Source organism: Streptomyces sp. NPDC000941, assembly GCF_053599555.1.
Genome location: NZ_JBSFMM010000166.1, coordinates 1 through 25,242, shown reverse-complemented (window position 1 = coordinate 25,242; position 25,242 = coordinate 1). Strand labels below are relative to the sequence as shown.

Annotated in this window: 19 protein-coding genes and 2 pseudogenes; 18 read left to right on the top strand and 3 right to left on the bottom strand. The window is 72.8% G+C overall.

The window, feature by feature from the left end:
* Positions 1-699 (top strand): annotated as a pseudogene (locus ACWDSL_RS37945) (tetratricopeptide repeat protein); the annotation flags it as partial.
* A gap of 39 nt (positions 700-738) precedes the next feature.
* Entirely contained in the window at positions 739-1,641 is a 903-nt protein-coding gene (locus ACWDSL_RS37940) for a hypothetical protein (RefSeq protein ID WP_450492508.1), read from the top strand.
* Between the two features lie 80 nt (positions 1,642-1,721).
* Here ACWDSL_RS37940 and ACWDSL_RS37935 read toward each other — a convergent pair whose 3' ends face one another.
* Complete coding sequence (locus tag ACWDSL_RS37935) at positions 1,722-3,065, bottom strand: DUF1015 domain-containing protein (RefSeq protein WP_450492503.1); 1,344 nt, start codon at positions 3,063-3,065, stop codon at positions 1,722-1,724.
* A gap of 100 nt (positions 3,066-3,165) precedes the next feature.
* On the opposite strand from ACWDSL_RS37935, the gene ACWDSL_RS37930 reads away from it, so the two are divergent.
* The 4 genes from ACWDSL_RS37930 (at position 3,166) to ACWDSL_RS37915 (ending at position 7,530) form a co-directional block, all read left to right on the top strand.
* Entirely contained in the window at positions 3,166-4,212 is a 1,047-nt protein-coding gene (locus ACWDSL_RS37930) for an HAD-IIA family hydrolase (protein WP_450492502.1), read from the top strand.
* A gap of 101 nt (positions 4,213-4,313) precedes the next feature.
* Entirely contained in the window at positions 4,314-5,363 is a 1,050-nt protein-coding gene (locus ACWDSL_RS37925; RefSeq protein WP_450492501.1) for a FecCD family ABC transporter permease, read from the top strand.
* Between the two features lie 77 nt (positions 5,364-5,440).
* Positions 5,441-6,460, top strand: a complete 1,020-nt coding sequence (locus ACWDSL_RS37920) for a FecCD family ABC transporter permease (protein WP_450492507.1) — start codon at positions 5,441-5,443, stop codon at positions 6,458-6,460.
* Between the two features lie 89 nt (positions 6,461-6,549).
* Positions 6,550-7,530: an ABC transporter ATP-binding protein gene (locus ACWDSL_RS37915; protein WP_450492506.1), complete on the top strand. Its 981-nt coding sequence runs from the start codon at positions 6,550-6,552 to the stop codon at positions 7,528-7,530.
* Here ACWDSL_RS37915 and ACWDSL_RS37910 read toward each other — a convergent pair.
* On the bottom strand, positions 7,478-7,825 hold the full coding sequence (locus tag ACWDSL_RS37910) for a sterol-binding protein (RefSeq protein WP_450492500.1): 348 nt from the start codon (positions 7,823-7,825) through the stop codon (positions 7,478-7,480). The genes ACWDSL_RS37915 and ACWDSL_RS37910 overlap by 53 nt on opposite strands.
* Positions 7,826-7,890: 65 nt before the next feature.
* Here ACWDSL_RS37910 and ACWDSL_RS37905 point away from each other — a divergent pair, with 65 nt between their 5' ends.
* The 6 genes from ACWDSL_RS37905 (at position 7,891) to ACWDSL_RS37880 (ending at position 14,903) form a co-directional block, all read left to right on the top strand.
* Positions 7,891-8,262 carry a hypothetical protein gene (locus ACWDSL_RS37905; protein ID WP_450492499.1) on the top strand — a complete coding sequence of 124 codons (372 nt, stop codon included), beginning with the start codon at positions 7,891-7,893 and terminating at the stop codon, positions 8,260-8,262.
* 52 nt (positions 8,263-8,314) lie between these two features.
* The gene (locus ACWDSL_RS37900; RefSeq protein ID WP_450492505.1) at positions 8,315-9,184 is read left to right on the top strand and encodes a TlyA family RNA methyltransferase; all 870 of its coding nucleotides are present in this window, start codon (positions 8,315-8,317) and stop codon (positions 9,182-9,184) included.
* The gene (locus ACWDSL_RS37895; protein ID WP_450492498.1) at positions 9,181-10,110 is read left to right on the top strand and encodes an NAD kinase; all 930 of its coding nucleotides are present in this window, start codon (positions 9,181-9,183) and stop codon (positions 10,108-10,110) included. The genes ACWDSL_RS37900 and ACWDSL_RS37895 overlap by 4 nt, the downstream gene beginning before the upstream one ends.
* A 90-nt stretch (positions 10,111-10,200) precedes the next feature.
* Entirely contained in the window at positions 10,201-11,952 is a 1,752-nt protein-coding gene (recN, locus tag ACWDSL_RS37890) for a DNA repair protein RecN (RefSeq protein ID WP_450492497.1), read from the top strand.
* A gap of 456 nt (positions 11,953-12,408) precedes the next feature.
* Positions 12,409-13,560, top strand: a complete 1,152-nt coding sequence (locus ACWDSL_RS37885) for a glycosyltransferase family 4 protein (RefSeq protein ID WP_450492496.1) — start codon at positions 12,409-12,411, stop codon at positions 13,558-13,560.
* A gap of 161 nt (positions 13,561-13,721) precedes the next feature.
* On the top strand, positions 13,722-14,903 hold the full coding sequence (locus ACWDSL_RS37880) for a glycoside hydrolase family 64 protein (protein WP_450492495.1): 1,182 nt from the start codon (positions 13,722-13,724) through the stop codon (positions 14,901-14,903).
* A 113-nt stretch (positions 14,904-15,016) separates the two neighbouring features.
* On the opposite strand, the gene ACWDSL_RS37875 is transcribed toward ACWDSL_RS37880, so the two are convergent.
* The gene (locus ACWDSL_RS37875; RefSeq protein ID WP_450492494.1) at positions 15,017-16,819 is read right to left on the bottom strand and encodes a glycoside hydrolase family 15 protein; all 1,803 of its coding nucleotides are present in this window, start codon (positions 16,817-16,819) and stop codon (positions 15,017-15,019) included.
* A 453-nt stretch (positions 16,820-17,272) separates the two neighbouring features.
* On the opposite strand from ACWDSL_RS37875, the gene ACWDSL_RS37870 reads away from it, so the two are divergent.
* The 6 genes and pseudogenes from ACWDSL_RS37870 to ACWDSL_RS37845 all read left to right on the top strand — a co-directional run.
* A complete protein-coding gene (locus ACWDSL_RS37870; protein ID WP_450492493.1) occupies positions 17,273-19,054 on the top strand; it encodes a CTP synthase in 1,782 nt (593 codons plus the stop codon).
* A gap of 100 nt (positions 19,055-19,154) precedes the next feature.
* Entirely contained in the window at positions 19,155-19,781 is a 627-nt protein-coding gene (locus ACWDSL_RS37865; protein WP_450492492.1) for an NUDIX domain-containing protein, read from the top strand.
* A 215-nt stretch (positions 19,782-19,996) separates the two neighbouring features.
* Positions 19,997-22,150, top strand: a complete 2,154-nt coding sequence (locus ACWDSL_RS37860) for a tetratricopeptide repeat protein (protein WP_450492491.1) — start codon at positions 19,997-19,999, stop codon at positions 22,148-22,150.
* A gap of 178 nt (positions 22,151-22,328) precedes the next feature.
* Complete coding sequence (gene ald, locus ACWDSL_RS37855; RefSeq protein WP_089513367.1) at positions 22,329-23,444, top strand: alanine dehydrogenase; 1,116 nt, start codon at positions 22,329-22,331, stop codon at positions 23,442-23,444.
* A 362-nt stretch (positions 23,445-23,806) separates the two neighbouring features.
* Positions 23,807-24,973, top strand: coding sequence for a ParA family protein (locus ACWDSL_RS37850; RefSeq protein ID WP_089513310.1), 1,167 nt, complete (start codon positions 23,807-23,809; stop codon positions 24,971-24,973).
* A pseudogene (locus ACWDSL_RS37845) lies at positions 24,958-25,242 on the top strand (hypothetical protein); the annotation flags it as partial. The gene ACWDSL_RS37850 and the pseudogene ACWDSL_RS37845, both read left to right, overlap by 16 nt.

Sequence of the window (25,242 nt, the reverse complement as noted above, 5' to 3'; positions counted from 1 at the left end):
GGTGGGTTCGACCGCCGTGATGACCGGCCGAGCGGGCCGCGCCGTGACGATGACCGTGGTGGCCGGCCCGGAGGGTATGCGCGTCGGGACGACCGTGGTGGCCGACCCGGTGGTGGGTTCGACCGCCGTGATGACCGGCCGAGCGGGCCGCGCCGTGACGATGACCGTGGTGGCCGGCCCGGAGGGTATGCGCGTCGGGACGACCGCGGTGGCCGGCCCGGTGGTGGGTTCGACCGCCGTGATGACCGTGGCGGTTTCCGTCGTGATGATCGTCGTGACGACCGCCGCGACGACCGTCGTGACGACCGCGCCCGTGGGCCCCGGCGCGATGACGACCGGCGGGATGACCGGCCTTCGTACCGTCGCGACGACGACCGTGGCGGTTTCCGCCGTGATGATCGCCGTGATGACCGGCCTCGTGGGCCGCGCCGCGACGACCCGGACCGTGGTGGCCGCGTCGGTGGGTATGAGCGCCGTGATGACCGGCGTGATGATCGCCGTGACGACCGTCGTGACGACAGGCCGCGCGCGCCGCGCCGGGACGACCGCGAGGGCGGTTACCGGGGCCGTGACGACCGCGGGCCGCGTCGTCCGTATGGCGGCGGGCAGGGCCGTGGGCGCGACGAGCGTCCCGGTGGCGGCTACAAGCGCCGGGACGACCGGTCCGGTGGCTACGGTCGCCGGGACGAGGGCCCCCGTGACCGTGACCGCGACCGTGACCGCGAGCCGGTCAAGCGGCTGCCGATCCCCGAGGACGTGACCGGGGACGAGATCGACAAGAGTGTGCGGCAGGAGCTCATGAGCCTGCCGAAGACGCTTGCCGACGATGTGGCGAAGAACCTCGTCATGGTCGCCAAGCTGCTGGACGACGAGCCCGAGCGGGCGTACGAGTACTCGCGCGTCGCGCTGCGGCTCGCTTCCCGCGTCGCGGCCGTGCGCGAGGCGGCGGGCTTCGCCTCGTACGGCGTCGCGAAGTACGCGGAGGCGCTGGCGGAGTTCCGTGCGGCGCGGCGGATGACCGGCAGCGCCGACCTGTGGCCCGTGATGGCCGACTGCGAGCGCGGTATGGGCCGCCCGGAGCGGGCGCTGGCGATGGCCGGCGAGCCCGAGGTGCAGAAGCTGGACCGGGCCGGGCAGGTCGAGATGCGGCTGGTCGCGGCGGGTGCCCGGCGCGATATGGGGCAGATGGACGCCGCCGTGGTGACGCTGCAGAGCCCCGAGCTGGCCTCCCAGTCCGTACAGCCGTGGACCGCGCGGCTGCGCTACGCGTATGCCGACGCGCTGCTGGCCGTCGGGCGTGAGGACGAGGCCCGGGAGTGGTTCGCGAAGGCCCTGGAGGCTGATCAGGGCGGGACCACGGACGCCTCCGACCGGCTTGCGGAGCTGGACGGTGTGGAGTTCGTGGACGCGCTCGCCCCCGAGGAGCCTGAGGACGAGCCGGAGCCCGAGGACGAGCTGGAGGCCGAGGACGAGCTGGAGGCCGAGCCCGAGGTCGAGGTCGACGACGAGCCGGAGCTGGTCGAGGACGAGTCGGACGTTGAGGACGACGAGCCCGCGGGTGAGCCCGAGGCATCCGCCGAGTCGGACGACCTCGAGTCGGACGACCTGAAGAAGGAAGTCGACGAGGGCGACGGTCGCTGACGGCGGCAGACAGCGAGAGACAGTGAGGGCGGAACCCCGGCCAGGGGTTCCGCCCTTTCTCGTCAGCCGAGCCGGCTGCGTCAGCCGAGCGCGAGACTCCGCAGGACCAGCCCGGACGCCGGCTTCGGCCCGAAGGAGGTCGACTTGTGCGGCATGGGGATCCCCTCCCGGGCCAGGTCGTGGACGACGCCCTCCCGCACCGGGTGCATCAGCACCGCCGTACCGCCGTGCCGCTCCGCCTGTTCCACGGCCGCCGCCGCGTCATGGATGTAGCCGATGTGGCTTGGAGTGTCAGGGACCTTCCAGATGTGCTCGAGCAGCACGGAGTGCAGGACCGTCGCGTCGAGGGTGCGCCATGCCTCCGGCCGGTCGGCGGGGATCGTACGGGCCAGGAGCGCCGGATCGGGGCGGTCCAGGAGGAGGAAGCCGCCGTGCCCGGCGAGCAGGAAGACGTTGCCGGCCCCCGGCTCGTCGGCGGCCTTCGCGAGCGTGGCCAGGGCCTGCGGGAGCGGACCGTCGACCGGCCGTACGCGGAAGGCTGCGCTCCCCGGGCCGGGCGGGCCAGGAGGGCCAGGAGGCGTACGGTGCGCGTCCGGGGCGCCCAGGGCGGCGAGTGCTTCGGCCGGGGACAGCTGGTGCAGCAGCCGGTGGATGGCCCTGACCCGCAGCGGGTATCGGGCGGTGTCGACGAGCAGGACCAGGCCGAAGTCCCAGGGGCCGGGCTCCGTCCGCTCCTCGCGCAGCCGCAGATAGGTGGCCCAGCGGTGGTGCCCGTCGGCGATGAGGGCCTGCCGGTGGCGCAGGTCGGCGGCGATCTGTGCGAGGTCGGCGGGGTCGGTCACCCGCCACAGGTGGTGGCTGAAGCCGTCCTCGGTGGGCGTGGAGAGCAACGGGCGGCCCTGGACGGCGCGTTCGAGTACGGCCGCCGCGCCGGTCACCGAGCCGTCGCTGCGGTAGGCGAGGAGCAGCGGCTCCAGGTTGGCGTCCGTGGCGCGCATCAGGGCGGCGCGGTCCTCGACCACATGCGGCATGACCTCCTCGTGCGGGAGGACCACGCCCTCCTCGCGCGGGCTCAGCCGCAGGGCGCCGATGATCCCCCGCTGGAGCACATGGCCGTCGCGCTGCTCGTAGACGTAGAGCGCGGGCTCGGGGTCGGGGGCGAGTATCCCGTCGGCCTGCCAGCGGCGCAGCGTCTCGGCGGCCTGCCGGTGGCGGTCGGCGGGGGTGTCGGCCTGGGGGAGGATGAGGCGGACGATGTTGTACGGGTCCGCCGTCTCGAGCGCGCGCAGACCCTCGGGGCGCACCACGACGTCGTACGGAGGCGAGGTCACGGCGGCCAGGCTGCCGACCCGCTCCGCGACATAGCGCAATCCCCGGAAGGGGGCGAGCTGCAGACCTTGCCCGACAGGTCCTGGAGTGCTCATCAGTGAATGCTATGCCGTTCGGCGCGATGAGCGATGATCGGGGGACAGACGCACATGTATGCGAGGAGCGTGTCCCCCGATGAATCCCCCCGTGCCCCCCGTGACCCAGAACGTCCGGACCCGGCCCGCGGCCGGCGAACGGCCGCTGAGCGCGGCGTACGACACCGCCCTGCTGGACCTCGACGGGGTGGTGTACGCGGGCGGCGAGGCCGTCGAGCACGCCGTGGAGTCGCTGGGCACCGTGCGGGACGGCGGGATGCGGCTGGCGTATGTCACCAACAACGCGCTGCGCACGCCGGAGGCGGTGGCGGAGCATCTGACCCGGCTCGGGGTGCCCGCGCGGCCCGAGGACGTGATCACCTCGGCGCAGGCGGTGGCGCGGCTGATCTCCGAGCAGGTCCCGGCCGGGGCCCGGGTGCTGGTGATCGGTGGTGAGGGGCTGCGGGTGGCGTTGCGCGAGCGGGGCCTGGTGCCGGTGGACTCGGCGGACGACGACGACCTGGCGGCGGTGGTCCAGGGGTACGGCGGGCCCGAGATGCCCTGGGGGCGGCTGGCGGAGGCGGGGTACGCGGTGGGGCGCGGCGTGCCGTGGTACGCCTCCAACGGGGATCTGACGATTCCGAGCGGTCGGGGCATCGCGCCGGGCAATGGCGCGGCGGTGGAGGTCGTACGCATCGTCACGGGCCGCTCCCCGCAGATCGCCGGGAAGCCGCTGCCGCCGATGCACCGGGAGACGATCCTGCGGACCGGCGCGGAGCGGCCGCTGGTGGTCGGGGACCGGATGGACACCGATATCGAGGGCGCGCACGCGGGCGGCGTCGACTCGCTGCTGGTCCTGACCGGGGTGACCACCCCCGCGCAGCTGCTGGCCGCCGAGCCCGAGCACCGGCCGACGTATGTGGACCGCGACTTGCGGGGCCTGCTGACGCCCCAGACGGCGGTGGAGCCCGCCGGGGCCGGGGACGACGGCGGCTTTCGGTGTGGCGGCTGGCTGGCCCGGGTGCGCAAGGGCGCGCTGGTGCTGGAGGGGGACGGCGGCGACCCGATGGACGGGCTGCGGGCGCTGTGCGCGGCGGCATGGACCGAGGCCGGGGACGGGGCGTGCGCCGCGGATGCTGGGAAGGCGCTGGCGCGGCTGGGGCTGTGACGAACGCCAGTTGGCAGAAGGCCCCTCCCGAGGCGTGACAAGAAAGGTTAGGTTAACCTAACCTCAATTGTGATCGGCCTTGCTGCGAGGTGGAGTTCCGCGTGACCCTGCTCAGTCCGGCGAGAGCCGGGACCGAAACAGCGACCGCGCCACCCGGGCGGCAGGCCGCGCGTCGCGCGGTCGGGCTCGTCGCCTCCCTGGGGGTCCTGCTGGTGGTCGTGGCCGCCAGCGTCGCGATCGGTGCCAAGCCGATTCCGCTCGGCGACGTGTGGCACGGGCTGTTCCACTACAGCGGCAGCGACACCGATGTGGTGGTCCGGGATGTGCGGGTGCCGCGTACCGTGCTCGGGCTGCTGGTGGGCGCCGCGCTCGGGCTCGCGGGCGCGGTGATCCAGGCGCTCACCCGCAACCCGCTCGCCGACCCGGGGCTGCTCGGGCTGAACGCGGGCGCGTCCGCCGCCGTCGTCACGGCCATCAGCTTTCTCGGCGTCACCTCCCTGACCGGCTATGTGTGGTTCGCCTTCCTCGGCACCGCAGTCGCGTCCGTGCTCGTCTTCGCGCTCGGCGGCAGCCGAGAGGCCACGCCGGTGCGGCTGGCGCTCGCCGGGACGGCCGTGTACGCGGCGCTCTACGGCTATCTCAACGCCGTTGAGCTGCTGGACACGGCGGCCCTGGACAAGATGCGCTTCTGGACGGTCGGTTCGCTCGCCTCCGCGAACATGACGGTCGTCAAGCAGGTCGCGCCGTTCATCGCCGTCGGCGTGGTCCTCGCCCTGGCGCTCGGCCGGGCGCTGAACGCGGTGGCGCTCGGCGACGACACGGCGCGCGCCCTCGGCACCAACCTCACCCGCACCCGCGCGCTCGCCATGGCCGCCGTCACCCTGCTGTGCGGGGCCGCGACGGCCGCCTGCGGGCCGATCGCGTTCGTCGGCCTGATGGTGCCGCATGCCGTACGGGCGCTCACCGGGCCCGATCTGCGCTGGATCCTGCCGTACGCGGCGGTGCTCTCGCCGGTGCTGCTGCTGGGCGCCGATGTGATCGGCCGGGTCGTGTCGCGGCCATCGGAGCTGCAGGCCGGGGTCGTCACCACGCTCATCGGCGGACCCGTCTTCATCTACCTCGTCCGGCGCCGAAGGATGGCCCAGCTGTGAACGCGAGCGCGAGCGACAAGGCCGGGGTCGGGAACGGCGAAAGGGCCCCCAAGGCCCCCAGGGCGCGCGGGGCCACGCTGCGGACCCGGGGCGGGCTCTCGGTCCGGGTGGACGTCCGCGCGGCGCTGACAGGGCTGCTGCTGGCCGCCGTGGCGCTGGCCATGAGCGTGGTGCTGATCGGCACCGGCGACTTCGCGATCGCGCCCGGCGACGTCGTACGCACCCTCTTCGGCGGCGGCACCCCGATCGAGCACTTCATCGTCAACGAGGTGCGGCTGCCGCGCGTCCTGGTCGGGCTCCTCGTCGGCGCGGCCCTGGGCCTGGCGGGCGCGCTGTTCCAGAGCGTGTCCCGCAATCCGCTGGGCAGCCCCGACGTGGTCGGCTTCGGGCAGGGATCGGCGGCCGGGGCGCTCACCGTCCTCGTGCTGTTCAAGGGCGACCCGAACCAGGTCGCGGCCGGGGCCGTCGCCGGCGGTCTGCTGACCGGGCTCGGCGTGTACGCGCTGGCCTGGCGGCGGGGCGTACACGGCTACCGGCTGGTGCTGGTGGGCATCGGCGCGTCCTCGACGCTCACCGCCGTCAACGGCTATCTGCTCACCCAGGGTCATCAGGAGGACGCGGCGCGCGCCATGGTGTGGCTGACCGGCTCGCTGAACGGGCGGGACTGGGCGCAGGTCTGGCCGCTGGCCTGCGTCTGCGCGGTGCTGGTGCCGGTGGTGCTCGGGCACGCCCGGGGCCTGCGGATGCTGGAGATGGGCGACGACAGCGCGTACGCCCTCGGGGTGCGGGTCGAGCGGACGCGGCTGGTGCTGGTCCTCTCGGCCGTCCTGCTGACCGCGGTCGCCACGTCCGCCGCCGGGCCCGTGGCCTTCGTCGCGCTCGTCGCGCCACAGCTGGCCCGCAGGCTCACCCGCGCGACCGGGCCCAACCTGGTGCCCGCGGCCCTGATGGGCGCGGCCCTGCTGATCAGCGCCGACTGGTCCGCGCAGCGGCTCTTCGGGGCGGACCAACTGCCGGTGGGGGTGGTCACCGGGGTGCTGGGCGGCTGCTATCTGCTGGGGCTGCTGATCACCGAGCGCCGGGCGGGGCGGATATGACGAGGGGCGGTGCGGATGTGACGAGGGGCGGTGCGGATGTGACGAGGGGCGACGTGGACGGTAGGGACGGCAACGACGGTATGGGTGATATGAGCGGCGTCAGTGGAACAGGCGGTACAGGCGGTAAGGGTGCCCGGCCGCAGCGGCTCACCGCCGAAGGGCTCACCCTCGCCTACGACCGGCGCACGGTGGCCGAGGGCCTGACCGTCGCCATCCCCGACCACTCCTTCACGGTGATCGTCGGGCCCAACGCCTGCGGCAAGTCCACCCTGCTGCGCGCGCTGTCCCGGATGCTCAAGCCGACCGCCGGGTCGGTGCTGCTGGACGGGCAGGCGATCGGCTCGATGCCCGCCAAGAAGGTCGCCCGCACCCTGGGGCTGCTGCCGCAGTCCTCGATCGCGCCGGACGGCATCACCGTCGCGGACCTGGTCGCCCGCGGCCGCTATCCGCATCAGGGGCTGCTGCGACAGTGGTCGGAGACGGACGAGCGGATTGTCGGCGAGTCGATGGCGGCGACCGGTGTGGCCGAGCTCGCGGATCGCTATGTCGACGAATTGTCCGGTGGTCAGCGGCAGCGGGTGTGGATCGCCATGGCCATCGCCCAGCAGACCCCGCTGCTGCTCCTCGACGAGCCGACCACCTACCTGGACATCCAGCACCAGATCGATGTGCTCGACCTGTGCGCGCAGCTCCATGAGGAGCAGGGCCGCACCCTGGTCGCCGTCCTCCACGACCTCAACCACGCCGCCCGCTACGCCACCCACCTGATCGCGATGCGCGGCGGGGAGGTCGTCGCCGAGGGCGCACCGGGGGAGGTGGTGACGGCCGAGCTGGTGGAGCGGGTCTTCGGGCTGCGCTGCCAGGTGATCGACGACCCCGAGACCGGCACCCCGCTGGTGGTGCCCGCCGCCCGGCGATCCCGTACGCGGGCGGCTGCGGCGCCCGCGAAGGCCCCGGCCGTGAAAGAGACGGGTACGAAGGCCCCTGCCAAGTCGGGCGCGACGGAGATGGCCGCGGCTACAGCAGCTTCCGCAGCCGCAGAAGATCGCGGAAGCCGGCCTCCAGCTTGACCCGGCCGCTGCCCCAGGCGCGCGCGAAGTGCAGCTCGCCGTCGACCAGGGCCAGCAGGTCGTCGCCTGACATCGTCAGCCGGATCTCGGCGCGCTCGGCGGGCGGGCCGGGCACGGCCGTCACGTCCTCTATGCGGCCATCGGTGAGCCGTCCGAAGAAGGTGATGTCGAGGTCGGTGATACGGCAGCTCACCGAGCGATCGAGCGCGGCGGCGCTGCGGAGGTCCCCGTTCGCGCCCGCCAGGTTCTCCGCCAGCTTGTCGAGTGCGCTGCGGCACTCCTCCATGGTCGCCATCGCGACAGACGGTACCCCAGGTCCCGTACGTCGGAGAATGTGTGCTTCGCGGTAGCGTCGAGACCATGAGTGAGCCGATCGAGGGTGCGCGGCCCGGGCCGGAGCCTGGTCCCGGGGTGGCAGCCGCGGAGTCCATGGCCCAGCCGACGGCTGGGCCGTTTTCCGAACCGTCTTCGGAACCGCCTTCGGAGGCTCCTTCGGGGCCTTCTCTGGAGCTTTCCGCGGAGTCGGCGCGTCCGGCGGATCCCGCGCCGCTCGGTGTCACCCGTACGCCCACCGGCGTCGCCGAGATCGACGCGCAGCTGGACCGGCTGGCCGACGCCGACCACCTCGCCGCGAGCGGCCATCTGGAGGTGTACGAGGATGTGCACCGGGGCCTGCGCGACGCGCTGACCGCCCTGGACCGGCGGCCCGGCCCGCCGGCCCCCGCCCCGTAGACGACCTCGTCTCGTATGACGACAGACGACAGGAGCTGAACCACCCGTGGCTGTGACCCGCCCACGACGCGCACGACTCGACGCGGAGCTGGTGCGCCGCGAGCTGGCCCGCTCGCGCGAGCATGCCGGCCAGCTGATCGCCGCGGGCCGGGTGACCGTCGGCGGGCAGGTCGCGACCAAGCCCGCCACCCAGGTGGAGACCAGCGCGGCGCTCGTGGTCAGGGAGGACGACAGCGACCCGGACTACGTCTCGCGCGGCGGGCACAAGCTCGCGGGCGCGCTGCTGGCCTTCAGCGAGGAGTACCGCCAGGGGGCGGGCGCGGGTGCCGTCACAGACGGCACGGCGAGCGGCGGAGGCCTGAAGGTCACGGGGCGGCGCGCCCTGGACGCGGGGGCGTCCACCGGGGGCTTCACCGATGTCCTGCTGCGCGCCGGCGCCGCCCATGTCCTCGCCGTCGACGTCGGATACGGACAACTCGCGTGGTCTTTGCAGAGCGATGAACGCGTGACCGTCATGGACCGTACGAACGTGCGTGAATTGACGCTCGAGCAGATCGGCGGTGACCCCGTGGACCTGGTCGTCGGTGACCTGTCCTTCATCCCGCTGGGGCTGGTGCTGCCCGCCCTGGTGCGCTGTGCCGCGCCCGGGGCCGACCTGGTGTTGATGGTCAAGCCCCAGTTCGAGGTCGGCAAGGAGCGGCTGGGCAGCGGCGGGGTGGTCCGCAGCGCGCGGCTGCGCGCCGAGGCCGTCCGTACGGTCGCGGAGCGGGCGGCGGGGCTTGGCCTTGGAGTCCTGGGGGTCACCGCGAGCCCGTTGCCCGGCCCGGCCGGCAACGTCGAGTACTTTCTGTGGATGCGCGCCGGGGCGCCGGCACTTGACCCGGCCGATGTCGACCGTGCAGTGGCGGAGGGGCCCAGTTGACCACTTCAGAAGCTTCAGCAGCAGCCTCGGCAGCAGCGGAGCGCACCGTATTCCTGCTGGCGCACACCGGCCGCCCCGCGGCCATCCGCAGCGCCGAACTCGTCGTCCAAGGCCTGCTGCGCTGCGGCATCGGGGTGCGGGTGCTGGCCGCGGAGGCCGCGGATCTGCCGCTGCCGGCCGCGGTCGAGCTGGTCGACGCGGGCGCGGATGTCCTGGACGGCTGTGAGCTGCTGATCGTCCTCGGTGGTGACGGCACGCTGCTGCGCGGCGCGGAGTTCTCGCGGATCTCCGGGGTGCCGATGCTCGGCATCAACCTGGGCCGGGTCGGGTTCCTCGCCGAGGCCGAGCGGGACGACCTGGACAAGGTCGTGGACCGGGTCGTGACCCGCAGCTACGAGGTCGAAGAGCGGATGACCATCGATGTGCTGGTCCGCACCGACGGGCAGATCGTGCACACCGACTGGGCGCTGAACGAGGCGTCGGTCGAGAAGGCCGCGCGCGAGCGCCTGCTGGAGGTCGTCACCGAGGTGGACGGCCGCCCCGTCTCCCGCTTCGGCGGCGACGGCGTCGTCTGCGCGACCCCGACCGGCTCGACGGCGTACGCCTTCTCGGCGGGCGGGCCCGTGGTGTGGCCCGAGGTCGAGGCGCTGCTGATGGTCCCCATCAGCGCGCACGCCCTCTTCGCCAAGCCCCTGGTCACCTCGCCGCGCTCGGTGCTCGCCGTGGAGGTGCAGCCGCAGACCCCGCACGGGGTGCTGTGGTGCGACGGGCGGCGCACCGTCGAACTGCCCGCCGGTGCGCGGGTGGAGGTGCGGCGGGGGGCGGTGCCGGTGCGGCTGGCACGGCTGCACCACGCGTCGTTCACGGACCGGCTGGTGGCGAAGTTCGCCCTCCCGGTCGCGGGCTGGCGCGGCGCGCCGCATTAGGCCCCCCGACGGGGCGCCGAGGGCGGGCTCAGTCCGGACCGGGCGCCCCGTAGGAGAACCCGCCGTCGCATCGAGGCCCTGAAACCTCGTATGGTCGTGGGCGTGCTGGAGGAGATGCGGATACGTGCGCTGGGCGTCATCGACGACGCCGTCGTCGAACTGTCGCCCGGCTTCACCGCGGTGACCGGTGAGACCGGAGCGGGTAAGACCATGGTCGTCACCAGTCTCGGCCTGCTGCTGGGCGGGCGGGCCGACGCGGCCCTGGTGCGGATCGGCGCGAAGGCGGCGGTCGTCGAGGGCCGGATCACCGTCGACGGGCGGTCGACGGTGGCCGTCCGGGCCGAGGAGGCGGGCGCCGAACTCGACGACGGCGCGCTGCTGATCAGCCGTACGGTCTCCGCCGAGGGCCGTTCCCGCGCCCATGTGGGCGGCCGCTCGGTGCCCGTGGGGCTGCTGGGCGAGCTGGCGGACGACCTGGTGGCCGTGCACGGCCAGACCGATCAGCAGGGGCTGCTGCGCCCGGCCCGGCAGCGGCAGGCCCTGGATCGGTACGCGGGAGCCGCGGTCGCAGGGCCGCTGGAGAAGTACGGGGCCGCCTACCGGCGGCTGCGTGCGGTCGCCGCCGAGCTGGACGAGCTGACCACCCGGGCGCGGGAGCGGGCGCAGGAGGCCGATCTGCTGCGCTTCGGCCTCGAGGAGATCGCCGCGGCAGAACCGCTGCCCGGCGAGGACACCGAGCTCGCGGCCGAGGCGGAGCGCCTGGGCCACGCCGAAGCCCTCGCCTCCGCCGCCACCGCCGCGCACGCCGCGCTGGCCGGGCACCCAGAGGACCCCGAGGGCGTGGACGCGGCCAGTCTGGTCGCGGGCGCGCACCGGGCGCTGGAGGGCGTGCGCTCCCACGATCCGAAGCTCGCCGCGCTCGCCGACCGGATCGCCGAGGTCGGCATCCTGACGTCCGACGTGGCCGGGGAGCTCGCGGGCTACGCGGACGATCTGGACGCCGACCCGCGGCGGCTGGCGGTCGTCGAGGAGCGCCGGGCCGGGCTGTCCCATCTGACCCGCAAGTACGGCCAGGACATCGCGGACGTGCTGGCCTGGGCGGAGCAGGGCGCGGCGCGGCTGGCCGAACTGGACGGCGACGACGACCGTATCGGCGAGCTGACCGCCGAGCGCGACGCGCTCCGCGCCGAACTTGGCGAGCTCGCGCAGGCGCTCACCGACGCCCGTACGGAGGCGGCGGCGCGCTTCGCCGACGCGGTCACCGCGGAGCTGGCCTCGCTCGCGATGCCGCATGCCCGGGTGACCTTCGCGATCAGCCAGAGCGAGGCCGCGGAGGAGACGGCGGGCATCGAGGTGGGCGGCCGTGCGGTGCTGTTCGGGCCGCATGGAGCCGACGAGGTCGAGCTGCTGCTCGCCCCCCACCCGGGCGCCCCGCCCCGCCCGATCGCCAAGGGGGCGTCCGGCGGTGAGCTGTCCCGGGTGATGCTCGCGGTGGAGGTGGTCTTCGCGGGCTCGGACCCCGTGCCGACTTATCTCTTCGACGAGGTGGACCAGGGCGTCGGCGGCAAGGCGGCGGTCGAGGTCGGCCGACGGCTGGCCAAGCTCGCCCAGACCGCACAGGTCGTGGTCGTCACCCACCTGCCCCAGGTCGCGGCCTTCGCCGACCGGCACTTGGTGGTGGAGAAGACCAACGACGGGGCGGTCACGCGCAGCGGTGTGAAGGCGATGGAGGGCGAGGACCGGGTACGGGAGCTGTCGCGCATGCTGGCGGGCCAGGAGGACTCCGAACTCGCCCGCGCCCACGCGGAAGAGCTTCTGGAGACGGCGCGGGCGACGCGCTGACTGTCGGCCGCGGGTCCGCCGCCGCCGAGGACCGGTGGCCGCGAGCCCGGGCCGGGCCGCCGGGGCCGTCCGGGCCGCCCGCGCCGCAGCGGCCCGAGGGCGTTCCGGTGTTCGGTGCTGTCCTCCGTACGAGTGAATCCGCGGATGTGCGGGCGAGCCGACGGCGGGCCCGGTGCGGGGCCGTGGCGGTGGGGGCGGCCTGAAGACTGGCATCCTGGACGGGGCGCACCCGCACCGCCGCGCGCCTAGGGTCTGTCGTCAAAGGGGGCGTCCGGCCGCGAGCGGCGTCTGGCGCGGTGCCTCGCAAGGCGGAGCGTCGCCCTCGTACTGGGCGTACTTGGGCGATGCGACAACGCAGCGAGGTGCCGTGCCAGGCGTCGGGAGCAGGACGCCCTCTTTGACGACAGGCCCTAAGACCCCACGCCCGAACGCCGTCCTCTCAGGAGCTTTTCCCGCGTGAGCAGCACCGTGAGCAGCACACCGGCCCCGCCGCCCGGGAACCCGCACGGGAATCCGCACGGGCAGCCGCCCCTGCACGCCCTCCAAGTGCTCGGCGGCGGCAGTTCCGGCAGCGGGGTGCATGTCCGGTCGCTGACGGCCGGGTTGGTGGCGCGCGGGCTGCGGGTGACGGTGTGCGGGCCGTGGCGGGCGGAGCGGGGGTACGGGTTCACGCAGGCGGGCGCGTGGTTCGCCGGACTGGACGCCCGTACGGACGCGGGGGCCGTCGCGACGCTGCGGGCGGCCGGCGCCGGGGCGGGTCTGGTGCATGCGCACGGGCTGCGGTCCGGGCTGCTGGCCGTGCTGGCGCTGCACGGCCGGGGCGTGCCGCTGATCGTCACCTGGCACAGCAAACCGCACGCCGAGGGCGCGCGAGCTCAAGCCGTACGCCTCATAGAGCGCAGGGTGGCGCGCCACGCCGCGATCGTGCTGGGCGCGTCGTCGGATCTGGTGGAGCGGGCTCGTGCGCGGGGGGCTCGCGATGCCCGGCTCGCGCCGGTCGCGGTGCCCGCGCCGCGCTCCACGCCGGCCAGGGAGGACGGGTGGCGGCAGAAGGTGCGGGCCGAACTGGGCTCTGTGGAGCGGCCGTTGCTGCTCGCGGTGGGGCGGCTGGTGCTGGATCGGGGCTTCGGGCCGCTGCTGGACGCGGCCCGGGTGTGGCGCGCGCTGGACCCCCAGCCGCTGCTGGCGGTCGCGGGGGAGGGGCCGGACCGGGCGGCGCTGCAGCGCAGGATCGACGGGGAGGGGCTGCCGGTGCGGCTGCTCGGCCGCCGGGACGATGTGCCCGCGCTGCTGGCGGCGGCCGATGTCGCGGTGCTCTCCAGCCGGTGGGAGGCGCGGTCGGTGCTGGCGCAGGAGGCGCTGCACGCAGGCGTGCCGCTGGTGGCCACGGCGGTCGGCGGGGTGCCGGAACTGGTGGGGGAGGCGGCCGAACTGGTGTCGTACGGGGCGCCGGAGGATCTGGCCGGCGCGGTGATCCGGCTGCTCGCGGATCCGGTGCGCCGGGTGGAGCTGGCCGCGGCGGGGCGGGCGCGGACCGCGGGCTGGCCGACGGAGGACGACACGGTCGCCCATGTCCTCAGCGTCTACGATGAATTGGTCCAGACCTAATCTGATCCAAGTCGACCCAAGTCCTTGACGCAGGGGGCGGCCGGTAGGCAGGGTGCAGGACTAGGGGCGGGAGAGAGCGCTCTCATAGAGACGGTTCCCGTCACCCCCCACCCCTCTCCGATATCCCGGCAAATCCCCCACAACGCCGAGGAGTACATGTCATGAGCAGGACGAAGAACGGGACGATCGGCCGCAGGACGCTGCTCGGCGGCCTCGCCGCCGCTGCCGCCGCCGGAGCGGGCCTCACCCTCGCGGGCGGCCGGGCCAACGGCGCGGAGCGCGCGGCCACGATGCCGCTGACGGTCGTCAACAACACAGGCCAGTTCGGCAATTCATCGATATGGATCTACATCGTCGGCAATGAGGGCGGTCGCCAGGTCCGCGTCACCCCGGACGGCAAGGTCGCGCCCATCGCGCTCTCCGACAACGGACCGGACGGCTGGACCGACTACGCCATCCCGCTCACCGCGAGCGGGGACACCAAACTGACCCTGCCCAATATGTCCGGCCGGATCTACGTCGCCCTCGGCTCCAAGCTCAAATTCAAGGCGGTCACCGACGGCGCGGGCAACGCGGCCCTGCAGTACCCGGCGGGCTGGGTGGCCGGCGACCCCAACTACAACATCCTGCACGACTGCGCGGAGTTCACCTTCAACTCCGCCGGGATGTTCTGCAACACCACCATGGTCGATATGTTCAGCGTCCCGATGTCGATCCGCCTCACCGGGGCCAAGGACCAGACCACCGGCACCCTCAAGAGCGGCGCCCGCGCCAAGGTCTTCTCCGACCTCGCCGCGGTCGACGCCTTCGCGCCCCTGGTCCTCGGCGACAAGCTGAGGGTCATCGCCCCCGGACACGGCCTCGACGCCGGGCTGTTCGGCAAGGACTACCTCGCCGCCTATATCGACGACGTCTGGGCCGCCTACGCCGCGAAGGACCTGAAGGTCACCACCAACGCGGGCACCTTCACCGGCCGGGTGAGCGGCGGGCGGCTGTCCTTCACCGGCCCCGCCTCCGTGGCCTTCAACAAGCCCTCCACCAGGGACGTGCTCTTCTGCGACGGCGCGCTCGCCGCGCCCAACGACGGGACCACGGGCCCGGTCGCGGCCATCCTCGGCGCGGGCTTCAACCGGACCACCCTGCACAACACGCCCGCCCAGCCGACCACCGACCCGGCCTCCTTCTACACCCCGCAGGTCACCAACCACTACGCCAAGGCCATGCACGCGGCGACCGCGGACGGCAAGGCGTACGGCTTCGCCTTCGACGACGTCGCCGACTTCGCGTCGTACATCCAGGACACCGCCCCGACGGGAGTCACGCTGACCCTGACCGCCTTCTGAACGCGGAAACGGGTAAACGGGTAAACGCGTAAACGCGCCACAGGAGCCCGGGCCGTATGAGCCCGGGCTCCTGCGTCTTCCTGTGTCTTCGGCCGGTGACCGGGCCTGCCGGGCTACCCTCCGTACGCCCCGGACGCCGTCAGCCGCAGCGCCGTGTCGATCAGCGGCACATGGCTGAAGGCCTGCGGGAAGTTGCCCACCTGCCGCTGGAGGCGCGGGTCCCACTCCTCCGCCAGCAGCCCCAGGTCGTTGCGGAGCGCGAGCAGCTTCTCGAAGAGCTTGCGCGCCTCGTCGACCCGGCCGATCATCGCCAGGTCGTCGGCGAGCCAGAACGAGCAGGCCAGGAAGGCCCCTTCGTCGCCCTCGAGACCGTCCACGCCCGCGTCCTCGCCGGCCGTCGGGTAGCGCAGCACAAAGCCGTCGGAGGTCGACAGCTCGCGCTGGATGGCCTCGATGGTCCCGATGACCCGCTTGTCGTCCGGCGGCAGAAAGCCCATCTGCGGGATCAGCAGCAGCGAGGCGTCCAGCTCCCGCGAGCCGTAGGACTGGGTGAAGGTGTTGCGCTCGGGGTCGTAGCCCTTCTCGCACACATCCCGGTGGATCTCGTCGCGCAGCTCGCGCCAGCGCTCCAACGGCCCGTCCACGTCGCCCGATTCGATGAGCTTGACGGTGCGGTCCACCGCGACCCAGGCCATCACCTTGGAGTGCACGAAGTGCCGGCGCGGCCCGCGCACCTCCCAGATGCCCTCGTCCGGCTCGTCCCAGTGCTCCTCGAGGTAGCGGATCAGCTTGAGCTGCAGGATGCTCGCGTAGTCGTTACGGGCCAGGCCGGTCATATGCGCCAGGTGCAGCGCCTCGGTGACCTCTCCGTACACATCCAGCTGGAGCTGCCCGGCCGCGCCGTTGCCGACCCGGACCGGCTGGGAGCCCTCGTAGCCGGGGAGCCAGGTCAGCTCGGCCTCGCCCAGCTCGCGCTCGCCCGCGATGCCGTACATGATCTGGAGGTTCTCCGGGTCGCCCGCGACCGCGCGCAGCAGCCACTCGCGCCAGGCGCGCGCCTCCTCGCGGTAGCCGGTGCGCAGCAGTGAGGACAGGGTGATCGCCGCGTCCCGCAGCCAGGTGTAGCGGTAGTCCCAGTTCCGGACGCCGCCGATCTCCTCGGGCAGCGAGGTGGTGGGCGCGGCGACGATGCCGCCGGTGGGGGCGTAGGTGAGCGCCTTGAGGGTGATCAGCGAGCGGACCACCGCGTCCCGGTAGGGGCCGTGGTACGTGCAGTGCTCGACCCATTCGCGCCAGAAGACCTCGGTCGCCTCGAGCGCGCCCTCGGGGTCGGGGAGCGCGGGCGGCTCCTTGTGGGAGGGCTGCCAGCTGATGGTGAAGGCGATCCGGTCGCCGGGGGCGACGGTGAAGTCCGAGTAGGTGGTCAGGTCCTTGCCGTAGGTATCGATCTCGGTGTCCAGCCACACCGAATCGGGGCCGGCGACGGCGACCGTCCGCGCGTCGATCTTGTGCACCCACGGCACGACCCAGCCGTACGAGAAGCGCATCCGCAGCGCCGAGCGCATCGGCACCCGGCCGCTCACGCCCTCGACGATCCGCACCAGCTGAGGGGCCCCGTCACGGGGCGGCATGAAGTCGATCACGCGGACCGTGCCGCGCGGGGTGTCCCATTCCGATTCGAGGACCAGCGAGTCGCCGCGGTAGCGGCGGCGGTCGGCGGCCGCAGGAGTGGCGCCCGCGGCCTGCGCGGGCCCCAGATGCCAGAAGCCATGCTCTTCGGTGCCCAGCAGCCCGGCGAAGACGGCATGCGAATCGAAGCGCGGCAGACAAAGCCAGTCGACCGTGCCATCTCTGCAGACCAGGGCGGCGGTCTGCATATCCCCGATCAGTGCGTAATCCTCGATACGCCCGGCCACGTACTATCCCCATTCGAACGGCCGCGGTGCCCCGGAAGGCTATTGTCCACGGTCTTGGAAGTTCTCGACGAGCGCTTGTTCCGAGGGCGTGGTGGTCCCTTGCCGGCCGGCTCGCAGCATTGCGTCCGAGCAGGATACGACGGAGAACAGTGATCCGCTCGAGTCGTCCCACATCGTGGCTTGGACCCGGCGGCCGATCGGGTGGCCAGGTCACGCATGGTGTTCGAGCGGTAGCGGATCCGTACCCCCGGCGGCCGCGGGATGCTCCCCGGCTCGCCCGACTTCTCCCGGGAGGTGCACCCTGCCCAGCCGTAGTCGGGGAAGGGCACTGATACCCTGGTAGCCCGTGGAGCGGTGGGCGCAAAACCCCCGAACCTCACCAACGGCGCCCCCGGAACACCGGGGCGGTCGCCGGACCCCGCACCCTCACCTCGCGACCACGGGAGCCTTGTTTTGGCCATTGCCGCTAAGCCCACGACGACCAAGCACATCTTCGTCACCGGGGGTGTCGCTTCCTCACTCGGCAAGGGCCTGACCGCCTCCAGCCTCGGTGCCCTGCTCAAGGCGCGCGGTCTGCGCGTGACGATGCAGAAGCTGGACCCGTACCTCAACGTGGACCCGGGCACCATGAACCCGTTCCAGCACGGCGAGGTGTTCGTCACCAACGACGGCGCCGAGACCGACCTGGACATCGGCCACTACGAGCGGTTCCTCGACGTCGACCTCGACGGCTCCGCCAACGTCACCACCGGCCAGGTCTACTCCACCGTGATCGCCAAGGAGCGGCGCGGCGAGTACCTGGGCGACACCGTGCAGGTCATCCCGCATATCACCAACGAGATCAAGCACCGCATCCGGCGGATGGCGACGGACGACGTGGACGTCGTGATCACCGAGGTCGGCGGCACCGTCGGCGACATCGAGTCGCTGCCCTTCCTGGAGTCCGTGCGCCAGGTCCGCCACGAGGTCGGCCGGGACAACGTCTTCGTCGTGCACATCTCCCTGCTGCCGTACATCGGCCCCTCCGGCGAGCTCAAGACCAAGCCCACCCAGCACTCGGTCGCCGCCCTGCGCAACATCGGTATCCAGCCCGACGCGATCGTGCTGCGCGCCGACCGTGAGGTCCCGACCTCCATCAAGCGCAAGGTCTCGCTGATGTGCGACGTCGACGAGGCGGCCGTGGTCGCCGCCATCGACGCCAAGTCGATCTACGACATCCCCAAGGTGCTCCACTCCGAGGGCCTGGACGCCTATGTGGTGCGCCGCCTCGACCTGCCCTTCCGCGATGTCGAGTGGACCCAGTGGGACGATCTGCTCAAGCGGGTCCACCAGCCCGACCACGAGGTCACCGTCGCCCTGGTCGGCAAGTACATCGACCTGCCCGACGCCTATCTGTCGGTCACCGAGGCGCTGCGCGCGGGCGGCTTCGCCAACAACGCCCGCGTCAAGATCAAGTGGGTGACCTCGGACGACTGCCGCACCGCCGCCGGCGCCCGGCAGCAGCTCGGCGACGTCGACGCGATCTGTGTCCCGGGCGGCTTCGGCGACCGCGGCGTCAACGGCAAGGTCGGCGCGATCACCTACGCCCGCGAGAACAAGATCCCGCTGCTGGGCCTCTGCCTGGGCCTGCAGTGCATCGTCATCGAGGCCTCGCGGAACCTGGCGGGCATCGAGGGCGCCAACTCCACCGAGTTCGAGCCCGCCACCAGCGACCCGGTCATCTCCACCATGGCCGAGCAGCTCGACATCGTCGCGGGCGAGGGCGATATGGGCGGCACGATGCGGCTGGGCATGTACCCGGCGAAGCTCGGCGAGGGCTCCATCGTCCGCGAAGTCTACGGCGACCAGCCGTACGTCGAGGAGCGCCACCGCCACCGCTACGAGGTCAACAACGCCTACCGCGGGGAGCTGGAGAAGAAGGCCGGCCTGGTCTTCTCGGGCACCTCGCCCGACAACAAGCTGGTCGAGTACGTCGAGTACCCGCGCGAGGTGCACCCGTACCTGGTCGGCACCCAGGCCCACCCGGAGCTGCGCTCCCGGCCCACCCGCCCGCACCCGCTCTTCGCGGGCCTGGTCAAGGCCGCGGTGGCCCGGCAGTCGGGGCAGTCCGCGCAGTCGGGGCAGCCTGAGGCGCAGGCGGCTCAGGCTGCCCCGGCGGCGCGGTCGGGGCAGCCTGAGGCGGCCGCCGTAGCCGGACAGCCGGGCGCGCCGACCGGACAGCGCGCCAAGGCCTGAGGGATACGGTTGACCTGGGCGGGAGCGGTTTGTGCCGCCCCGCCCGGGCCCCCGTTTCGGCTGTCGGGCCGTTCGCTGACGAGAGGACGCTGAGTCGAGCATGCGCATCAAGGACACCCCCGAGGAGTGGCGGATCACCGCCACCACCACGCCGTTCACCGGCAACAAGACCGGCGTGCGCACCGACGAGGTCGTCATGCCCGACGGCTCCCGGACCACCCGCGACTACCAGGTCCACCCCGGGTCGGTCGCCATCCTCGCGCTCGACGGCGAAGGCCGCGTCATCGTGGTGCGCCAGTACCGCCACCCGGTGCGGCAGCGGCTGTGGGAGATCCCGGCCGGCCTCCTCGACATCCCCGGCGAGAACCCGCTGCACGCGGCGCAGCGCGAGCTGTACGAGGAGGCGCACGTCAAGGCCGAGGACTGGCGGGTGCTGACCGACATCTACACCTCGCCGGGCGGCTCCGACGAGGCCGTACGGATCTTCCTGGCCCGGGGGGTCTCGGAGGCCGAGGGCGAGCGGTACGAGGGGGATCACGAGGAGGCGGACATGGAGCGCGCCCGTATCCCCCTCGACGAGCTGATCGCCGGCGTCCTCGCGGGCGAGCTGCACAACACCTGCCTGGTGGCCGGCGTCCTGGCGGCCCACGCCGCACAGACCGGCGCCGGCTTCGAGTCCCTGCGCCCGGCGGACGCCCCCTGGCCGGCCCGGCCCTTCGAGGCCTGAGGGCCCTCCCGCCGCAGGGCGGCTCTCCACAGACCCCGAAGCAGACCTCAAAACAGACCCCGAATCCGAACATCCGTGCATCCGATCAGGTGATTTTCTCCCCGCCGTATCGGCCGGGAGTGCCGAAGTGCTGACGCGCGGTGAACTACGCTCGGACTATTCCCGACCGCACCCGCGGCGGGCTCGTACGCGCAGGTGGACGGGGATGGGGCCCAGTGGCGGAGCAGGCGGTCGACACCGATGGGGGGCCGCCCCCCCGGAAGCGGCTGCCGCCGCCTGCCGCCGAACCCCAGCCCCGTCCCGCGCCCGCCCTCGCGCCCCGTCGCGCCGCCGCCCCGCCGCCCCGGACCGAAGGGGGCGAGGGATCTTCCACTGAGGGCCACGAACCCGGGCGCGGCGAACCCGCCACCGGGCGCGCCGAGTCTCCCGCCGGGCCGCAGGACGACGCCGGCGGGCTGTGGAGCGGTGCGACGCGGGCCGTGTTGTTCGCGGCGGCGGCGTCCGTGGGGCGCGGCTTCGCGGGGCGGCGGCGCGAACTGCTGGCGCTGCGCGCCGATATCGACCGGGCCGGCCTGGACACCCTCGCCGGCCGCAAGGCCCCCCGCAGCCGGGTGCTGCTGATCGCGGGCCGCCCCGGTTCCGGCCGCACCGCGCTGGCCGAGGAGCTGGTGCGGCGGCTCGCCGACGACTACCCCGACGGGATCCTGCGCGCGCGGCTGGCCACGTCCGGGGGCGATCCCGTACCCCTCGAGCGGACCGCCCGCGAACTGCTGGCCGTGCTCAAGGTGTCCGTCCCGGCCGGGGCGGACGAGGACGAGCTCTGTGAGGCGCTGCGCGACGCCCTGGCGGGGAAGCGCGCGCTGCTGCTGTTCGACGACGCGACCGGCGCCGAGCAGGTGGACGCGTTATTGCCGGACGCCCCGGACAGCCTGGTCGTCGCCGTCTCGCGCGGCCCGCTGACGGGGGTGCCGGACGTACGGCCGTGCACGCTCGGCGGGCTCGATGTGAGCGCGGCCATCGGGCTGCTCGCGCAGTACGCCGGGTCCACCCGTATCACCTGCGACCCGGTGGCCGCGCAGTCCCTGGTCGAGGAGTGCGGCGGTCAGCCCGCCGCGCTGGTGCTGGTCGGCGGCTGGCTCGCCGCGCGCCCCCAGTCGTCGGTCGCCGACGCGGTACAGCGGCTGCGCGAGCTGTCGCCGGCCGATGGCGACCAGGACCGGGGCGCGCGCCCGCTGGCCCGCGCCTTCCGGCTGGCGTACGAGGCGCTGCCGCCCGCGGCCGCACGGCTGCTGCGGCTGCTGGTGCTCGCGCCCGGCGGCTGGGCGGACGCCCAGATAGGGTCCGCGCTGGCCGGCTGCTCGGTGGCGGACGCCGAGGCCGCGCTGGAGGGCTTTGTCGCGCACGGGCTGCTGCGCCCGCTGGCCGAGCACCGGTACCAGGTGCCCGGCTGCCTCGACCCGATGCTGCGGGCGGCGCTGCGGGCCACCGAGCGCCCGGCCGAGGTGGAGCTGGCCGGTGCCCGGATGCTGGAGCGGACCGTACGGCAACTGCACGCCTGCCGGCTGGCCGCCCAGCCGCCCGGCTCGCCCGCCCGCAAGAAGCTGGCCGAGATGCCGAGGGCGCTGAGGTTCACCTCGTCCGGGGCCGCGTCGGTCTGGCTGGAGTCGCGGCTGCCGGTGCTGCTGGAGATCGCCCGGCTGGCCGTCGAGGACGGCGGGCTCGACACGCTGGCGCGCCGGTTGGTGGCCGGTCTGACGCATGCCCTCGGCGCCCACCGCAGCGCCGAGGAGGCCGCCCCGGAGCTGTACGGGCTGCACCGGCTGGTGCTCGATGTGGCCTGCCGCCGCGATCTGCCGGTGGAGGAGGCGGCGGCACTGCTGAACCTGGGCGACCTGGACGCGCGGGCGGGCCGGGTGGAGGAGGCACTGGTCCGCTACAAGCACGCGCTGGAGGCGGCCCGGGAGGCGGGCGACCCGTACACCACGGGGCGTTCGCTGGAGTCCATCGGCGGCACGTACGAGGAGCTGGGGGACTGGCACCGGGCGGCCGACTGGTACGGGCGGGCGCTCCAGCTGCGGCTGTCCCGCGGCGACCGGATCGGCGAGGCGCTGCTGTACGAGCGCCTGGGCACGGTCCAGGCGCGCACCGGCCAGTGGGGCGAGGCGCTGCGCGCCTGGCGGGCGGCGGGGGCCGCGTTCCGCCGGGCGGGCAATCCGCGGGGCGCGCTGCGGGCCGCGGACGCCCTGGACCGGCTCGGCGACCCGGCGGCGGCGGATGCGCACCGGCGCGCCGCGCGCCGGCTGGCGGCGCGGCAGCGAGGCGGAGGCGGCGACAGCGAGCGGGTAGATGGAGCCGAAGAGGCAGAGTGACCTAAGAAACCGGCAGCGGATCGGCAAAAGCTTGATGTATTACAAGGCTGGACAGCGCGGCATCCTTCATTAAGACTGGTTGTACCGCGATTGTTGCGGTCGTCTCCGGCATGCGGACGCATTCCGGTTTGTCTGCTTAAAGCCCGGATATCCCCCAGATTCAAGGACCGTGATCGACGTGAAGGTCGGTATCCCCCGCGAGGTCAAGAACAACGAGTTCCGCGTGGCCATCACCCCCGCCGGTGTGCATGAGCTGGTCCGCGATGGCCATGAGGTCTTCCTGGAGCGGGGGGCCGGCGTCGGCTCCTCGATCACGGACGAGGAGTACACCGCCGCCGGTGCGAGCATCCTCGGCTCGGCCGACGACGTATGGGCCACCGCCGACCTGCTGCTGAAGGTCAAGGAGCCCGTCGCGGAGGAGTACCACCGGCTGCGCAAGGACCAGACCCTCTTCACCTACCTCCACCTGGCCGCCTCCCGCGAGTGCACGGACGCGCTGCTGGAGTCCGGCACCACCGCCATCGCCTACGAGACGGTCGAGACCGCGAACCGCGCGCTGCCGCTGCTCGCGCCGATGTCCGAGGTCGCGGGCCGGATCGCGCCGCAGGTCGGCGCGTACCACCTGATGCGGTCGGCGGGCGGGCGCGGGGTGCTGCCCGGCGGGGTGCCGGGCGTGGCCGCGGCCCGGGCCGTGGTCATCGGCGGCGGCGTCTCCGGCTGGAACGCCACGCAGATCGCCCTCGGCATGGGCTTCCACGTCACCCTGCTCGACAGGGACATCAACAAGCTGCGCGAGGCCGACAAGGTCTTCGGCAACCGGGTGCAGACCATTTCCTCCAACGCCTACGAGCTGGAGAAGGCCGTGCTCGCCGCCGACCTCGTCATCGGCGCGGTGCTCATCCCCGGCGCCAAGGCGCCCAAGCTGGTCACCAACGAGCTGGTCTCCCGGATGAAGCCCGGAAGTGTACTTGTCGACATCGCGATCGACCAGGGCGGCTGCTTCGAGGACTCCCGGCCCACCACCCACGCCGAGCCCACCTTCACCGTGCACGACTCGGTCTTCTACTGCGTGGCCAACATGCCGGGCGCGGTGCCCAACACCTCCACCCACGCGCTCACCAACGCCACGCTGCCGTACATCGTGGAGCTGGCCAACCGCGGCTGGCGGGACGCGCTGCGCCGGGACGCCGCGCTGGCCAGGGGGCTCAATGTCCATGAGGGCGAGGTCGTTTACGGTCCGGTCGCCGAGGCGCACGGTCTGTCGACCGTCGAACTGACCTCGCTGATCGGCTGAAGCCGGCTGAGCGGTCAACGTCGACCGTCAACAACAGGTCAATAACGGGCATCCGGCCGGGTCTTGCCGTGAGGCGGGGTCCGGCCGTTGATGTGTCCGATACGACCCGTAACGCGGATGACAGTTCGCTTCGCCAACTCGCCCTAAAAGTAACTATTCAGACGCTTTACCCGTCGAGGAATCCTCGCTTCACCCCCCATACGCCCTTGACAGCGCGGTGTTCGATTGCCGACACATCGTGCCGTGTCCGGTGGATTGTGTTGCTGCGAACCGCCGACACGCCATAGAGTCGCCAACCGTCGGCATGGTGTCACGCTGACCTATCTAGAAATTTCCTGGTCACCAAGGAGGTAGGACGACTTGTGAATGAGTCGACATTTTCTCCCGGGGGTGGTCAACCAGGATCGGCTGCGCGGGGCCAGGGTCCCTCGGGGCTCGAGGCTGTCGGCTCTGTAGCTGTCCGCACCTTCGCCACGCACCAGAACTTGACGACAGCCCACCAGAGTCAGAGCATGGACGGCCATCACGTGAACGCCATGGCCGGCGACCAGGGGGGCATGGATCCCGCCCGCTTCGCCGCCTACGACGACCTCCCCGACGGGCACTTCTACGACCCGGACGCCGAGTACGAGCCGGACCCCGAGTACGCGGCCACACTCGCGCCCGACGCGGCCCGCCAGCGACGCGAACGCATCGGCCCCACCGGGCGGCCGCTGCCGTACTTCCCGATCCCCGGACCGCTGACCGACCACGGCCCCGCGAAGATCATCGCGATGTGCAACCAGAAGGGCGGCGTCGGCAAGACCACCTCCACCATCAACCTCGGCGCGGCCCTCGCCGAATACGGACGCCGGGTCCTGCTCGTCGACTTCGACCCGCAGGGCGCCCTGTCGGTCGGCCTCGGCGTCAACCCGATGGAGCTCGACCTCACGGTCTACAACCTGCTCATGGAGCGGGGCATGTCGGCCGACGAGGTGCTGCTCAAGACGGCCGTGCCCAATATGGACCTGCTGCCCAGCAATATCGACTTGTCGGCCGCCGAGGTGCAGCTGGTCAGCGAGGTCGCCCGGGAGTCCACCCTGCAGCGCGCGCTCAAGCCGCTGATGGCGGACTACGACTACATCGTCATCGACTGCCAGCCCTCGCTCGGCCTGCTCACCGTGAACGCGCTCACCGCGGCGCACAAGGTGATCGTGCCGCTCGAGTGCGAGTTCTTCGCCCTGCGCGGTGTGGCGTTGCTCACGGAGACGATCGAGAAGGTCCAGGAACGGCTCAACCCCGAGCTCGAACTGGACGGCATCCTCGCCACGATGTACGACTCGCGCACCGTGCACAGCCGTGAGGTCCTGGCCCGCGTGGTCGAGGCGTTCGACGACCACGTCTACCACACGGTCATCGGCCGTACGGTCCGCTTCCCCGAGACCACGGTCGCGGGTGAGCCGATCACCACGTACGCGTCCAACTCCGTCGGCGCCGCCGCCTACCGCCAGCTCGCCAGGGAGGTGCTCGCCCGGTGTCACGCCGAGTGAGTCTGCCGGGAGCCGACGAACTGTTCCGCACCACCGGAGGAACGGCGCTGCAGTCGTCCTCCCCCGCGTCCTCCCGCCGTCAGAACGGCGGCGAGGCGCGGGTGCCCGCTCCCGCCAGTGACCCCGACACGGCCGCTGACGGGGTCGAGGGCGGCCCAGGAGAGCGACGGGCGACGGAGGACGCGGAGCAGTCAGGCCCGGCCGAGCACAGCGGCCGTGAAGCCGCCGCCCGCACCGACGCCGTCGGCGACCGCCGCCCGCCGGGCGGC

What these genes read in the sequence shown, in the direction of transcription:
- ACWDSL_RS37910 (WP_450492500.1), bottom strand. Translation starts at nt 7,825, where the DNA reads ATGGCGACCATGGAGGAGTGCCGCAGCGCACTCGACAAGCTGGCGGAG.
- ACWDSL_RS37935 (WP_450492503.1), bottom strand. Translation starts at nt 3,065, where the DNA reads ATGAGCACTCCAGGACCTGTCGGGCAAGGTCTGCAGCTCGCCCCCTTC.
- ACWDSL_RS37915 (WP_450492506.1), top strand. Translation starts at nt 6,550, where the DNA reads ATGAGCGGCGTCAGTGGAACAGGCGGTACAGGCGGTAAGGGTGCCCGG.
- ACWDSL_RS37905 (WP_450492499.1), top strand. Translation starts at nt 7,891, where the DNA reads ATGAGTGAGCCGATCGAGGGTGCGCGGCCCGGGCCGGAGCCTGGTCCC.
- recN (WP_450492497.1), top strand. Translation starts at nt 10,201, where the DNA reads ATGGTCGTGGGCGTGCTGGAGGAGATGCGGATACGTGCGCTGGGCGTC.
- ACWDSL_RS37880 (WP_450492495.1), top strand. Translation starts at nt 13,722, where the DNA reads ATGAGCAGGACGAAGAACGGGACGATCGGCCGCAGGACGCTGCTCGGC.
- ACWDSL_RS37865 (WP_450492492.1), top strand. Translation starts at nt 19,155, where the DNA reads ATGCGCATCAAGGACACCCCCGAGGAGTGGCGGATCACCGCCACCACC.